General features: G+C 73.5%; 12 protein-coding genes and 1 pseudogene. 7 read left to right on the top strand and 6 right to left on the bottom strand.

Annotated elements, in window-relative coordinates; genetic code table 11:
* Positions 1-17 precede the first annotated feature (17 nt).
* The 3 genes from OG553_RS14515 to OG553_RS14505 form a co-directional block, all read right to left on the bottom strand.
* Positions 18-1,472, bottom strand: a complete 1,455-nt coding sequence (locus tag OG553_RS14515) for a CHAP domain-containing protein (protein ID WP_405979391.1) — start codon at positions 1,470-1,472, stop codon at positions 18-20.
* A gap of 203 nt (positions 1,473-1,675) precedes the next feature.
* Positions 1,676-1,969, bottom strand: coding sequence for a hypothetical protein (locus tag OG553_RS14510; protein WP_405979390.1), 294 nt, complete (start codon positions 1,967-1,969; stop codon positions 1,676-1,678).
* A 294-nt stretch (positions 1,970-2,263) separates the two neighbouring features.
* On the bottom strand, positions 2,264-3,901 hold the full coding sequence (locus tag OG553_RS14505) for a class I adenylate-forming enzyme family protein (protein ID WP_405979389.1): 1,638 nt from the start codon (positions 3,899-3,901) through the stop codon (positions 2,264-2,266).
* A 152-nt stretch (positions 3,902-4,053) separates the two neighbouring features.
* On the opposite strand from OG553_RS14505, the gene OG553_RS14500 reads away from it, so the two are divergent.
* From OG553_RS14500 to OG553_RS14480, 5 genes are all read left to right on the top strand, one after another.
* Positions 4,054-5,247 carry an amidohydrolase family protein gene (locus OG553_RS14500; RefSeq protein WP_405979388.1) on the top strand — a complete coding sequence of 398 codons (1,194 nt, stop codon included), beginning with the start codon at positions 4,054-4,056 and terminating at the stop codon, positions 5,245-5,247.
* Between the two features lies 1 nt (position 5,248).
* Positions 5,249-6,403, top strand: a complete 1,155-nt coding sequence (locus OG553_RS14495; protein WP_405979387.1) for an acyl-CoA dehydrogenase family protein — start codon at positions 5,249-5,251, stop codon at positions 6,401-6,403.
* 6 nt (positions 6,404-6,409) lie between these two features.
* A complete protein-coding gene (locus tag OG553_RS14490; protein ID WP_405979386.1) occupies positions 6,410-7,309 on the top strand; it encodes an acyl-CoA dehydrogenase family protein in 900 nt (299 codons plus the stop codon).
* 330 nt (positions 7,310-7,639) lie between these two features.
* On the top strand, positions 7,640-8,101 hold the full coding sequence (locus OG553_RS14485; protein ID WP_405979385.1) for an ATP-binding protein: 462 nt from the start codon (positions 7,640-7,642) through the stop codon (positions 8,099-8,101).
* A gap of 214 nt (positions 8,102-8,315) precedes the next feature.
* Positions 8,316-8,468, top strand: coding sequence for a hypothetical protein (locus tag OG553_RS14480; protein WP_405979384.1), 153 nt, complete (start codon positions 8,316-8,318; stop codon positions 8,466-8,468).
* A gap of 3 nt (positions 8,469-8,471) precedes the next feature.
* Here OG553_RS14480 and OG553_RS14475 read toward each other — a convergent pair whose 3' ends face one another.
* Positions 8,472-9,884, bottom strand: coding sequence for a pentapeptide repeat-containing protein (locus OG553_RS14475; protein WP_405979383.1), 1,413 nt, complete (start codon positions 9,882-9,884; stop codon positions 8,472-8,474).
* Complete coding sequence (locus tag OG553_RS14470) at positions 9,881-10,546, bottom strand: TetR/AcrR family transcriptional regulator (RefSeq protein ID WP_405979382.1); 666 nt, start codon at positions 10,544-10,546, stop codon at positions 9,881-9,883. The genes OG553_RS14475 and OG553_RS14470 overlap by 4 nt, the downstream gene beginning before the upstream one ends.
* 71 nt (positions 10,547-10,617) lie before the next feature.
* Between OG553_RS14470 and OG553_RS14465 the strand changes: the two genes are divergently transcribed.
* Complete coding sequence (locus OG553_RS14465; protein ID WP_405979381.1) at positions 10,618-12,051, top strand: FAD-dependent monooxygenase; 1,434 nt, start codon at positions 10,618-10,620, stop codon at positions 12,049-12,051.
* Positions 12,052-12,201: 150 nt separating this feature from the next.
* Complete coding sequence (locus tag OG553_RS14460) at positions 12,202-13,194, top strand: FUSC family protein (protein ID WP_405979380.1); 993 nt, start codon at positions 12,202-12,204, stop codon at positions 13,192-13,194.
* On the opposite strand, the pseudogene OG553_RS14455 reads toward OG553_RS14460, so the two are convergent.
* Positions 13,195-13,548 (bottom strand): annotated as a pseudogene (locus tag OG553_RS14455) (DNA alkylation repair protein); the annotation flags it as partial.
* Positions 13,549-13,694 lie beyond the last annotated feature (146 nt).

Genomic DNA, 13,694 nt, shown 5'->3' with positions numbered 1-13,694 from the left:
GTACGGGGTGGTGGCGATCAGTTGCGGGTGGCGAGCATCTGGGCGCTGCCGTCGCCGAGGCCGGCGATGGCGACCTTCTGGGCGCCCATTCCGGTGGCCCACCAGCCCTGCCAGTTGCCGGCGGCGTAGCGGGCGGCGTGGTAGGCCTTGCCGTCGTTGCCGACGGCGAGCATCTGGGTGTCGCCGCTGGGCATTGCGGCGATGGCGAGGCTGGTGGCGGCGAAGCCGGGGGCGCCGCCGTATCCGTCGACCTTGGCCCAGCCCTGGAGGGTGCCGTCGGCGTTGCGGATGTTGTGGTAGACGAGGCCGTCGTTGCCGGTGGCGAGCATCTGGGTGCTGCCGTCGGGGAGGCCTGTGATGGCGATGTTGCCGGCCTGGAAGGTGGTGGCGGTGCCGGTGCCGGGGAGGGCGTTCCAGCTGGTCCAGGTGCCGTCGGTGGCGCGGATGGCGTGGTAGACGTTGCCGTCGTTGCCGATGATGAGGGTCTGGGTGGATCCGTCGGGCAGGCCGGCGACGGCGATCTTCTTCGCCTGCCAGTTGCCGACGGGGCTCCAGCCGGCCCATGTGCCGCTCTTGAAGCGGGTGTTCTGGTAGATCTTGCCGTCGTTGCCGATCGCCATGACGTTGGCGTCGCCGTTGGACATGCCCGTCATGGACTGGTCCTTGGCCGCGAAGTCGGCGGCGCCGCCGTAGCCGGCGAGCGGGGCCCAGCCCGTCCAGGTGCGGTCCGCGTAACGGGCGGTGTGGTAGAGCTTGCCGTCGTTGCCGGTGGCCAGGGTCTGCGTCGAGCCGTCCGGGGTGGCGGCGATGGACTCCTGCGAGGCGTTGAAGAACGCCGCGCCGCCGAAGCCGTTCAGCGGTGCGAAGCCCTCCCAGCTGCCGTCGACGAGACGCGTGGCGTGGAAGAGGTCACCGGCCTTGCTGACCGGGGTCGAGGGGGTCTCGGCCAGGCCCGCCGGACCGATGAAGGCCAGGGCGCGGCCGGCGCCCACCGGGCTGGAGTTGGTCTTCCAGTTGAACCAGGAGCGGAAGCGGACGCCGCCGCTCTCGTTGCCGCCCACCGTCTGGATGTCGTCCCCGCTGACCGCGACGACGATGTTGACGTGGTCGGCCTCGCCGTCGTTCAGGTTGCCGTCCCTGTCGTAGAGGACCGCGTCACCGACCTGCGGGGTGCCGTGCAGCGTCCCCTTGTTCTTGCCGTACTGGTAGATGCTGACGGCCGCCGGGCTGATGCCGGAGGTGTTCGCGCCGGCCTTGTTCCACACCCACTTGGTGAACTCGGCGCACCAGGCGCCGGGGTACTGGCAGTTGTAGTCGCCGCAGGTGTTGCCGACCTGGGCGCGGGCGATCGTGGCGACCGTCGTCGACTCGGCCTGCGCCGATACCGCGGGCAGGGCGACGGCCAGCAGCGGTGCGGCGACGAAGGAGGTGAGGGCGACGGTGAGCATGCGGGAGGAGCGGCGCGAGGTCATGGTGGGGTCTCCAAGAGGACATGGCGGCCCGGGGCGTCAGGGCCGGGGAAGGTTTCGGTGCCCGCGTGCGTGTGCCGCGGGCGGGCCTGGTCGAGGCCGGAAGGGGTGGGGCGCGCACCGTGGTGCCGGTGGGACGGCTGCCCTGCAGGAACAGCGGTCGGTGAACCGGGTGGCCGGTGGGCCGAAGAAGGTGGTGCGGTAAGTCAGTTGGGGATCAGGGGGCCCATGGAGTAGTGGCGGGCCGCGCCGGTCCCGATGACGGCGGCGAGCAGGGCGCGGGCCTTGTCACGGGCCTGGGCGTCGTTCTCGGCCCGGACGAACAGGGCCACGCTCATCCCCTCCGGGAGGGGGCGCACCCGTACGTGTTCGAGGGCGTGCTGCGGGCCGGCGTGGGCCCAGAGGGCGTCCTGGAGGAGGCTCGCCCCGCTCTCCGTACCCGGTGCCCCGGTGTGGCTGATCAGGGGCAGTCGGACGAGGAGCACGTCGCTCAGTCCCACCCGATGGAGCGGTCCGCGGCGTTGCGGATCGCGATGGTGCGGAGCGCGGTGAGCTGAGTGCTTCTGGACATGGCGGTGCCCCCTGGCGACGGCTGTTGCGGTGGATCCGGAAGGCGGCTGTCCGGGCCGCGGGGGAGGTCGTCGCCCCCGTGGCCCCGGCTTCGGGTTTTCGTTCCCGCCGCCGTTCCGGTGATCACCATCCTGCTCGGCCGCCAGGGGCCCGGGAAGGCTTTCGGCCCGGCACCAAGGGGCCTGACACCTTGGTGTCAGGCGCCGCTGGAGTCCGGCTCGGGTTCAGCTGTAGCGCTCGCGCAGCCGGTACTTCAGGACCTTGCGCAGGGCGTCGTTGCGGGGCAGCGCGTCGACGACCTCCAGCTGCTCGGGGAGCTTGTGCGGGGAGAGTCCCTGGGCGCGCAGGTACGCGGTGACCTGGGGCAGGGTGAGGGGGGCGGCGCCGGGCGGCTGTTCGACGACGGCGCAGACGCGTTCGCCGCGTTCCTCGTCGGGCAGGCCGATGACGGCGGCGTCGGCGACGCCGGGGAGCTGGTGGAGGAGGTCCTCGACCTCCTTCGCCGAAATGTTCTCGCCCTTGCGGATGATCACGTCCTTGCTGCGTCCGGTGAGGACGAGGTGGCCGGAGGCGGTGAGGTGGCCGAGGTCGCCGGTGATCAGGTAGCCGTCGGCGTCGAAGGTGTCCTCGCCGGTCTCCGGACGGTTCAGGTAGCCCTGGCAGACGGCCTCGCCGCGCAGCCGGACCTCGCCGTCGGTGCCGGCGGGCAGGGGGGTGCCGTCGGGGGTGGTGATGCGGATGGACATGCCCTGCGGGGGGCGGCCCTCGGTGGTGGCGAGGTTCTCCGGGGTGTCGTCCGGGGAGCCCATGGTGATCATCGGGACCTCGGTCATGCCGTAGCCGTGGGTGAGCCGGCAGCCCAGCTCGCGCACCACCGCGTGGTAGATCTCCGGGGGCTTGGGGGCGCCGCCGCCCGCGAGCAGCCGCAGGCTCGGGAGGAGCTTGACCGAGGGGTCCTTGCGCTGCTCGGCGAGGAACATGGAGTAGAAGGCGGTGGAGCCGCCGGCGACGGTGACCCCGTGGCGGCGGTAGCCGGCGAGCGCGTCCGGCATCGCGAACTTCTCGAAGAGGACGGCGGGGAACCCGTACAGCAGCAGCATCACCGTGTAGTCGGGCCCGGCTATGTGCGCGTACGGGAAGGCCATCGAGCCGACGTCGGCCGGGGTCAGGCGCAGGGCGTGGGCGAGGCAGGAGCCGCCGGCGATGAGGGAGCGGTCGGTGTGCAGGACGCCCTTGGGGTCGGAGGTGGTGCCGGAGGTCCAGTAGATCCAGCGTACGGAGGTGCCGTCGGCGGGCGGCGGGGGCAGTACGGCCGGGTCGCCGTCGGGGAGGTTCGCGTACGCCTCGAAGACCCCGCGGGCGCCGAGCCGGTGGGCCATGGCGGTGTGGTCGAAGCCGCGCCAGAAGCCGGGTACGGCGAAGAACTCGGCCTTGGACTCGCGCAGTGCGAAGCCGACCTCGCGGTCGCGGTAGAAGGGGATCACGGGGGACTGGACGGCGCCGAGCCGGGCGAGGGCGGCGGACAGCAGGACGGTCTCGATGCGGGTCGGGAGCTGCCAGGCGACGACGGTGCCGGGGCGCACGCCCATGCCGTACAGGCCCGCGGCGACGCGTTCGGCGCGGTCGCGGAGGGCGCCGAAGGTGAGGGTGCGGTCGGCGGAGGGGTCTTCGGCGGCCTCGATGAGGACGGTGGCGGCGGGGGTGAGGGCGGCGCGGCGGGCGATGAGCTCCCACAGGGTCGCGGACCGGGAGAGGCCGGTGGCGGTGGCCGTGACGTCGTCCGCCGTTCCCGTGGCCGTTCCCGTGGCTGTTCCCGCTCCCGGTTCCGCGGGCGCTCCCGCCGCCGTTTCCGTGGTCGTCATCGCGGACCTCCCTGGGCTTGCCGGCCGGGTGCCAACTGACGGTTAGTCAGATCAAGGGCAGAGCGTAGGGCTCCGGCGCTTGTCGGTCCAGGGGTGGCGGGGCTAGCTTGTTTCTGACGATGCATCAGATTGGGGAGAAGGAGCGCGAGCCCATGGCACTGGAACTGCCTCGGATCATCAGCGTCGACGACCACGTGATCGAGCCCGCCCACCTCTTCGACGTGTGGCTGCCCGCGAAGTACCGCGATCGCGGCCCCAAGGCCCTCACCGCCGGGATCGGGGAGCTGGAGTACACCGGCGGCAAGTACGTGATCTCCATGGACCCCGACGGCCCGCCCACCGACTGGTGGATCTACGAGGACCTGAAGTTCCCGTACAAGCGCAACATCGCCGCCGTCGGCTTCGACCGCGACGACATGACCCTGGAGGGCATCACCCGCGAGGAGATGCGGCGCGGCTGCTGGGACCCCAAGGCGCGGCTCCTCGACATGGACCTCAACCACGTCGAGGCCTCCCTCTGCTTCCCGACCTTCCCGCGCTTCTGCGGGCAGACCTTCGCCGAGGCACACGACAAGGAAGTGGCGCTCGCCTGCGTGCGCGCCTACAACGACTGGATGGTCGAGGAGTGGTGCGGCGACAGCGGCGGCCGGCTCATCCCGCTGTGCATCATCCCGCTCTGGGACATCGACCTCGCCGTCGCCGAGGTCCGCCGCAACGCCGCCCGCGGGGTCAGGGCCGTCACCTTCTCCGAGATCCCCACCTACCTGGGGCTCCCGTCCATCCACTCCGGCTACTGGGACCCCTTCTTCGCCGTCTGCCAGGAGACCGGCACCGTCGTCAACATGCACATCGGGTCCTCCTCCCAGATGCCCGCCGCCTCCCCCGACGCGCCGCCCGCCGTCCAGGCCTCGCTCAGCTTCAACAACGCCATGGCCTCGATGATGGACTTCCTCTTCAGCGGGGTGCTGGTCAAGTTCCCGACGCTGAAGCTCGCCTACAGCGAAGGCCAGATGGGCTGGATCCCGTACGCCCTGGAACGCGCCGACGACGTCTGGCAGGAGCACCGCGCCTGGGGCGGGGTCCGCGACATCGTCCCCGAGCCGCCGTCCACGTACTACTACCGGCAGATCTACTGCTGCTTCTTCCGCGACAAGCACGGCATCGCCTCGCTGGACGTCGTCGGCCGCGACAACGCCACCTTCGAGACCGACTACCCGCACGTCGACTCGACCTTCCCGCACACCAAGGAAGTCGCCCTCGACCACGTCAAGGGCCTCGACGAGGAGACCGTCCACAAACTGATGCGCGGCAACGCCATCCGCATGCTCGGCCTGGACCTGGTCTGACATGGACCTCTCCCACACCGAGGAGGAGCAGGAGTTCCGCGCCCGGCTGCGCGAATGGCTCGGCAAGGTGCTGCCCGAGCTGCCCGCCAAGCCCTCGCCCGACGACTGGCCCGGCCGGCGCGCCTACGACCTGGGCTGGCAGCGCAGGCTGTACGACGCCGGCTACGCGGGCCTGCACTGGCCCGTCGACGCGGGCGGGCGCGGCGCCACCCCGACCCAGCACCTGATCTACCTGGAGGAGACCGAACGCGCGGGCGCCCCGTACGTCGGCGCGAACTTCGTCGGCCTGCTGCACGCCGGCCCGACCATCGCCGCCGAGGGCACCGCCGGGCAGCGGGCGCGCTGGCTGCCGCCCGTGCTGCGCGGGGAGGAGGTGTGGTGCCAGGGCTTCAGCGAGCCCGGCGCCGGCTCCGACCTGGCCTCCCTGCGCACCCGGGCGGTGCGCCACGGGGACGCGTACGTGGTCACCGGCTCCAAGATCTGGACCTCGCACGCCGAGGTCGCAGACTGGTGCGAGCTGCTGGTGCGCACCGACCCGGCCGCGCCCAAGCACCGGGGGATCACCTGGCTGGCGATGCCGATGGACGCGCCCGGCGTCACGGTCCGGCCGCTGCGCACCCTCGCCGGGTCGGCGGAGTTCGCGGAGGTGTTCCTGGACGAGGTGCGGGTGCCGGTCGCGAACCGGGTCGGCGCCGAGAACGACGGCTGGCGGGTCACGATGGTGACCCTGTCCTTCGAGCGCGGCACCGCCTTCGTCGGCGAGGTCGTCGCCTGCCGGCGGACCCTGGGCGCGCTGGCCCGGGCCGCGAAGGCCAACGGCCGCTGGGACGACCCCGTGCTGCGGCGCCGGCTGGGCCGGCTGTACGGGGAGTTCGGGGCGCTGTGGCGGCTCACGCAGTGGAACGTCAGCGAGGCGCAGGGCTCGGGCGGCGTCCCAGGCACCGGCGGCAGCGTCTTCAAGCTGGCGTACTCGCACGCCCGGCAGGAGCTGTACGAGGCGGCCGCGGAGGTCCTGGGCGCCGAATCCCTGTCCCTGGAGGAGGAGTGGACGGCGGAGCGGCTCTCCTCGCTGTCGTACACCATCGCGGCGGGCACCTCGCAGATCCAGCACAACATCGTGGCCGAGCGGATCCTCGGCCTGCCGAAGGGGCGGTGAGCGGCCGTGGACTTCCGGCTGACGCGGGACCAGCGGGACCTGCGGGCGGGCGTACGGGACCTCCTCGCGGGGCGGTACGGGCGCGAGGCGCTGCGCTCCGACGTGGAGCGGGGGGCGGGGGTGGACCGGGGGCTCTGGCGGGAGCTGGGGGAGGCGGGCTTCTTCTCCCTCCGGCTGCCCGAGTCCGAGGGCGGGGTGGGCCTCGGACTGCCCGAGGCGGTGCTCGTCTTCGAGGAGGCCGGGCGGGTGCTGCTGCCGGGGCCGCTGGTGGCCACGCACCTGGCCGCCGGAGTGGTCCCGGGGGCGGCGTCGGGTTCGGCTGTGGTGACCGCGTTCGACCTGGACGGGCCGCTGGTGGCGCACCTGGGCGGGGCCGACGCCGTGCTGGGGATGGAGGGGGTCCCGGCCGGGGTGCCGGTGCGCTCGGCGGACCCGCTGACCCCGCTGTGGCGGGCCCCGGGCGTGCTCCCGGCCGGGTACCGGGACACGGGGGCGCTGCTGACGGCGGCGCTCCAGGTCGGGAGCGCGCTGCGGACGGTGGAGCTGGCGGTGCGGTACGCGGGGGAGCGCGAGCAGTTCGGGCAGCCCGTCGGGGGCTTCCAGGCCGTCAAGCACCTCTGCTCGGGGATGCTGGTGCGGGCGGAGGTGGCGCGTACCGCGGTCTACGCGGCGGCGGTCACCGGTGACCCCGCCGAGATCGCCGCGGCGAAGCTGCTGGCGGACGGGGCGGCGGTGCGGGGGGCGCGGGACTGCCTCCAGGTGCACGGCGGGATGGGCTTCACGTGGGAGGCGGACGTGCACCTGCACTTGAAGCGGGCCTGGGTGCGGGCGGAGCAGTGGCGCACGGCGGCGGGGGCGGAGGAACTCCTCGCGGAGGCGCTGCTGGCGGAGGCGTCGGCGTCATAGCGGCACATGGCGCTCTGTTACGGGAGGGCACGGGAGGGACGGCGCGGGACGCATGTCCGATTACGGAGAGTTGATATCGGTTTGTGTCCTTCGCCCGCCTCGATGCGGCCCGGAGGCGGGGGCGCACCGCGATACGCTCCCACGATGCGAGTGGTTCAGCGGCGTGAGCGTCGCACAGTATGCACCACGCCTACTCCTTCGCGCTGGAATATGCCCGAAGCGCTTGTTGTGGTGACTGTATGTCAACCATGCTGCTCGGCACGGGGATCACAGTCGGTGATCCCGTCCTGTCGCGAGGCGAAGTGTCCGCCGGTTCGGATGGTGTGAGCGGTGCAGGTGCTTCAGGTACAGCTTGAGGTAGGACCCGACCCCGCCGAGGTCGGCCGGGCGCGCCGGTGGGCGCGGTCCCGGCTGGCGGGCTCGGGGATGGGTGACGACGAAACGCTCGCCGAGACGCTGATCCTGCTGATCTCCGAGCTGGTCACGAACGCGGTCGTGCACACGGGCTGCCCGGCCGTGCTGCGGATGCTCTTCGGCGGCCCGGGGGTGCGGGTCGAGGTCGCCGACACCAGCGACCGCGCCCCGGCCCGGCGGCAGGCCGGCGGGGAGGACACCGGCGGGCGCGGCCTGGAGCTGGTGGACGGGCTCGCGGACCGGTGGGGCTGGCAGCGCGAGGGCGCCGGCAAGCGCATCTGGTGCGAGGTCGACCGTGCGGCGGGCGGGGCGGCGGAGGCTCCAGAGCGGGCTCCGAAAAATTGTGGGCTTATGCGGGAACCGCGCGTGTACCTCTAACGAGGTGTTGACGGTTCGTCACCTGTTGATCACCCTGGTGTTGAGCGATTCGTCGCGAGGGGACGCCAAGGGTCCTGTGCCTTGACGAGTGCGGGTCGTGGGGTGGCGGCTGCCGTGCCGCGCTCGGGGTGTGCACGACCGCACGCCGCCACCCGCAGGTTCCACCGCTGTCGCCGTCACTGCCGCTGCCGCTGCTGCTGCTCAGGCTCGGCCCGTGGCAGCCCTCTACGCACTCGAACTCGCCCTGGACCTCGACGCCTCCGCCCCGGAACCGGTGCTCGCGCTGATCCGCGACCACATGGAGCCGTACGCCGAGGACGACCTCGCCGACGACGGGGAAGCCCGCGTCGCGACCGGCTGCCGCTGACCGTCAGGGGCGGCGGCCGCGCGGTGCGATGACCCGTACGTCGCCCCCGCCCGCCCGGATCCAGTCCTCCAGGGCGGTGCCGGCGAGGGGGGTGCGGGTGCCGTCGGCCGCCACGTGTTCCGCCGGGCCGAAGACGGTGCCGGTCAGGCCCGCCACGCGGGTGGTGTCGTCCAGCGTCACCTTGAAGCCGTTCTCCCGGAGCACCGCGCCGCTGAGGTCGGCCCCGCGCAGGTCGGTGTGGTGGAGGTCCGCGCCCAGGATGCGGGCGCCGCGCAGGCTCGCGCCGCGCGCGTCGGCCCCGTACAGCTCGGCGCGTACGAGGTCGGCGCCGTCGAGGACGGTGCCGCGCAGGTCGGCCTCGTCGAGTCCGGCGCGTGCGAAGCAGGCGCCGGTGGCGTCGGCCCCGGACAGGTCGGCCCGCTGGAGCCAGGTGCGGTGGAAGCAGGTGCCGGCCAGGCGGGCGCCGGCCAGCCCGGTGTCGATGAACAGGGACGAGGAGAAGTCGGCCCCGGTCAGGTCGGCGCCGCTGAGGTCGAGGCCGGTCATGTCGGTGCCGCCGGGCTTGCCCTCGGCGCCCTCCTCGACCCACTTCCACAGCCAGCCCGCCGCCTCCGGGTCGGCGGGCAGCAGGACCCGCCACGGCAGTACGGCGGGCCGCCGCAGCCGGTACCAGGGCGCGGTGGCCGGGTCGGCGCCGAGCTCGTGGCCGCCGTCGTCGACGGTGGCGGCCCGGAAGCGGGCGTCGAGGGCTTCGAGGCGGGGGTCGCCCTCCAGGTCGCTGCCGAGCAGCGCGTCCCGGGCGTCGAGGTCCTCCGCGTACATGTCGGGCCCGTACCAGCGCAGCGGGGCCCACCCGGCTTCCATGCGGCCGATCAGGTCGGTCCAGGCCCAGAGGCGGGGGTCGGTGCCGCGGGGCGCGAAGGGCACGGCCCGGACGGCCTCGGGGAGCCCGCTCACGGCGGCGTCGGGGAAGGCGGCCACACCGGCCTGGGTGGTGGTGACGCGGAGCGCGGGGCGGTCCTCGCCGTCGAGGTCTTCGCCGTCGAGGTGCTCGACGCTGGCGATGGTGGATCCGCCGCCGGGGGTGAACGCGTGGTAGAGCCACGGCAGGGCCGCGTGGTCGATCAGTACGGCCGTGTCCAGCCCCCGGGCCAGGGCTCGCGCGACGGTCTCGGCGGGCGGCGGGTCGGGGACGTCCGGGCCCGCGTAGACGTTGAGTTGGCAGGAGAGGTTCAGCGGCTCGAACCACAGGATCGCGCACTGGACCGGGGTGTCCCACCGCCATCCGTCGGCGTCCCCGTCGATCCCGACCTCGACGGCCCCCTCGCCCGCGCCGAAGACGGCGTCGAGTACCGGGCCGAGGGTGGCGGGGTCGGGCGGGGCGGCGACGAGGAAGCCGTAGGCGCGTCCGGTCACCGGGCGGCGCCGTGCGGGGCGGCGTACCTGGCTTCGATGCCGGCGACGACGAGGGCCAGGCCTTCCTCGAAGCCCTGGTCGTAGTCCTGGAAGAGGTCGGCTCCGGCTTCGGCGGACAGCGGGAAGTCGGCGAGGCGTTCGGCGCGTTCGGCGACGTCGTAGCCCTCGCGGCGTTCGCCGGGGAGCGGCTCGACGCCCTGTTCCTCGGTGACGAAGCCGAGGGTGAAGAAGTACGCGGTGGTGGTGGCGCGGACGGCCTGGGGGAGCGTGAACCCGGCGCCGGTGAGGGCGCGCAGGTGCTCTTCCATCTGGGTGGCGTGCTCGGTGCCGGTGAAGCGGGAGCCGCTGAAGACCTTGGCGCCGTCGCGGTAGCGGAGCAGGGCGGCGCGCAGGGCGCGGTTGGTGGCGAGGAGGCGGTCCTGCCAGGGGAGGTCCGGGGGGAGGGCGGCGTCGGCGGTCATGCGGCGGTACATCTCCGTCGCCATCTCGTCGAGGAGCTCCTGCTTGTTCTTGAAGTGCCAGTACAGGGCGGGTGCCTGGACGTCCAGCTCCTTGGCGATGGCGCGCAGGCTGAGGCCGTCGAGGCCGAGGTCGTTCAGCAGGCGGAGGGAGGTCTCGACGGCCTGCTTCTTGTCCAGCTTGGGGGATCTGCGGGTAGCCACGCTTGACAGCTTAACAGTGTTAAGTGCACTCTCGTGGGGCCAGCTACTTAACAGTGTTAAGGAGAAGTGGGATGAACACGGACGTACTGATCGTGGGCGCCGGCCCGGCCGGCCTCGTCCTCGCCGTGGACCTCGCCCGGCACGGGGTGCGGGCGGTGGTCGTGGAACGCTCCGCAGGCCTCTTCCCCGGATCGCGCGGCAAGGGCGTCCAGCCGCGGACGCTGGAGGTCTTCGACGACCTCGGCGTGTACGACGCGGTCCGCGCGGCGGGCGGCCCGTACCCGGTCGGGATGATCTGGCAGGACGGGAAGCGGGTCGGCGAGCACGCCATCCTCGACCCCGACGAGACCGGTACGGCCGACGAGGCCACCCCCTACGCCGAGCCGTGGATGGTCCCCCAGTGGCGCACCCAGGAGATCCTCCTCGCGCGCCTGGCCGAACTGGGCGGCGAGGTCGCCTTCGGCCGGGAGCTGGTCGGCATCGCGCAGGACGCGGACGGGGTGAGCGCCGAGTTCGCCTCGGGCCCGCGGGTCCGTGCGCGGTACGCGGTCGCCGCCGACGGCGGGCGCTCCACGGTGCGGCGCGCGCTCGGCATCGGCATGACGGGGGAGACCGTCGACCCGACGCCGATGCTGGTGGCCGACGTACGCATCACCGGCCTCGACCGCGACAACTGGCACGTCTTCCCGCCGGCCGACGGCGCGGGCGGCTTCCTCGCGATCTGCCCGCTGGCCGGCACGGAGGACTTCCAGGTCACGGCCGCGCTCCCGCAGTCGGACGGGCCCGTGGACCTCTCCGCCGCCGCAGTCCGCGCCCTGATCGCCGCCCGCACGCACATCGCCCCGGACGACGTCACGGAAGTCCGCTGGGCGTCGGACTTCCGCCCGCGCGCGGCGATGGCCGACCGGTTCCGGGAGGGGCGGATCTTCCTCGTCGGAGACGCGGCGCACGTCCACTCCCCGGCGGGCGGGCAGGGGCTCAACACCAGCGTGCAGGACGCGTACAACCTGGGCTGGAAGCTGGCCGCGGTGCTGCGCGGGACGGCCCCCTCCGCGCTTCTCGACACGTACGAGGAGGAACGCCTCCCGGTCGCCGCCGAGATGCTGGGCCTGTCGACCCGCATCCACCGCGGCGAGGCCCGCCGCGGCGCGGCAACCCGGCAGCTCGGCCTCGGCTACCGGGACTCCTCCCTGGCGGTGGAGACCCGCCCCGGCCTCCCGGCGGACGCCCTCCGCGCCGGCGACCGCGCCCCGGACGGCACCCGCGCCGGCACCCGCCTCTTCGACGCCTTCCGCGGCCCGCACTGGACCCTCCTGACGGTCGGCACCGCCCCGGAGGCCACCCTCCCGGGCGCCCGTACGCTCCGCATCCCGGCGTACGAGGCGTACGGCGACGGCGTCTTCCTCATCCGCCCGGACGGCTACGTGGCCTGGGCGGGCACGACGCCCTCGGCGGGCCTGACGGCGTACGCGGCGGGGGCGGGGGTGTCAGCGGAGAACGAGTAGCGCCGGCGTCGGGCATCCCGTTACCGGACATGCTGCATTCGGTCCAATGGAGGGGGAGCGGGGGCGGGTGGCGGAGGCTGGGGGGTCTCGGGTCGGCTCTTCGGGTCAGGGGCTTCTTTGCGCGGTGTGCGGGAGTGGGTTTCCGGGCGGGTGCCCCGGGGGGAGGTGGCCGGGGCCGCGCGGATCGTGGTGACCGTCGTCGTCGCCTGGCAGGTGGCCTTGTGGCTCGGGGCCGATCAGCCGCCCGTGTACGCGGCCGTCGTGCCGCTCGTGGCCCTGCGCGGGGATCCGGTGACGGCGCTCGGGGCTTCGGTGCAGCGGTCGCTGGGGGTGGTGGCGGGGGTGCTGATCGGGATCGCGGTCGTGAACCTGCTGCGGCCCTCGACCGCCGCGCTGGCGGTGGTGGTGGCGCTGGGGCTCGGGGTCGGGATGTTCCTGCGGGCCTCGGGCGGGCTGAACATCCAGGTGGCGGCGTCCTCGCTGCTGGTGTTCGCCAGTACGTCGCCGGACGCGTACGCCTGGCACCGGGTGTGGGAGACGGCCGCCGGTGCGGTGGTGACGGTCGGGCTGGCGCCGCTGCTGTGGCCGCCCGACCCGTACCGGACGCTGGCCGGGATCGCCGAGGACTGCCGGATGAGGGTCACCCGGTCCCTGGGCGGGACCGCCGCCGTGCTGGGTGGGGGGCCGGGTGCCGCCCGGGACAGCCTCGCCCTGGTGACCACGCACGCCGAAGCCGTGCACGGGGGCGCCGTCCGGGCGCGGGAGGCGGAGCGCGCCATGCGGTTCAACCCGGTGAGGGGGCGGCACCGGGAGGACGTACGGGCCCGGGCGAGCGGGATCGCCGCCGTCGACCGGGCCGCCGGGGAGGTGGTGGTGCTGGCCGGGGAGGTCGTCGCGTTCGCGGGCCGGGAGGAGCTGGCGGGTGACCTGGCGCGGGCCCGGGCGCCGCTGGCGGAGCTCGCGGCGCTGGTGGTGCGGGTCGTCGAGGACGCGTTGGGCGGTGCGGATCCGGGGCCGGCGGTGGGTGCTGCCCGCGCGGCCCTGGTGGAGTACGCGCGTACGGATTCCAGCCCCGTCGCGGTGGCGCTGCGACGGCCGCTCGTGCGGATGCTGGACGACCTCGGTCCGCCGTCAGGGGGCTGAGGCGCGGCGGACCACCGGGTCCGGGTCGGCGGACCAGGCCAGGCGCAGCTCCTCGGCGTGCGGGCTCTTCTTGACGACGTTGCCGACCAGCCAGTCGTGCACCGTGGGGGTGCGGGCCTCGCGCAGCATGGTGTCGAGCTCGGCCCGGTCGTACGCCTCCGGGCGGCAGGTGAGGAGTGCGAGCAGGCGGGCGGCGCTGTTGTCCGTGGCCCAGAGCTCGCGGGCGAGGTCCTGCTGCGTCTTGAGGCGATCGGCGAGGGCGCGGAGCTCGGTGAGGTTCACGGCGTGGTCGTCGCCGTGCCGCTCGTTCGCGGCGCGGATCTTCGGGTCCTCCAGGCCGGCCAGCTCGGTCATGACGGAGGCGAGCAGCGGCGTCGGCGGGTTTCCGGTCTTCGCTTCGGCGCGCAGGAATTCGGGGCACAGGTGCAGGGTGTATTCGGCGGTCGCGATCAGGCTGACGATTTCGATGCGCGGCTCGCGGAGTTCGAGGGTGATCACGT

Source organism: Streptomyces sp. NBC_00158 (genome assembly GCF_045160885.1).
Taxonomy (GTDB): domain Bacteria; phylum Actinomycetota; class Actinomycetes; order Streptomycetales; family Streptomycetaceae; genus Streptomyces.
The sequence above is the reverse complement of the archived record's forward strand: the minus strand, read 5'-3'. Positions and strand labels throughout refer to the sequence as shown.

Coding starts and splice junctions, on each gene's coding strand:
- OG553_RS14515 (WP_405979391.1), bottom strand. CDS start 1,472: ATGACCTCGCGCCGCTCCTCCCGCATGCTCACCGTCGCCCTCACCTCC.
- OG553_RS14465 (WP_405979381.1), top strand. CDS start 10,618: ATGAACACGGACGTACTGATCGTGGGCGCCGGCCCGGCCGGCCTCGTC.
- OG553_RS14495 (WP_405979387.1), top strand. CDS start 5,249: ATGGACCTCTCCCACACCGAGGAGGAGCAGGAGTTCCGCGCCCGGCTG.
- OG553_RS14505 (WP_405979389.1), bottom strand. CDS start 3,901: ATGACGACCACGGAAACGGCGGCGGGAGCGCCCGCGGAACCGGGAGCG.
- OG553_RS14500 (WP_405979388.1), top strand. CDS start 4,054: ATGGCACTGGAACTGCCTCGGATCATCAGCGTCGACGACCACGTGATC.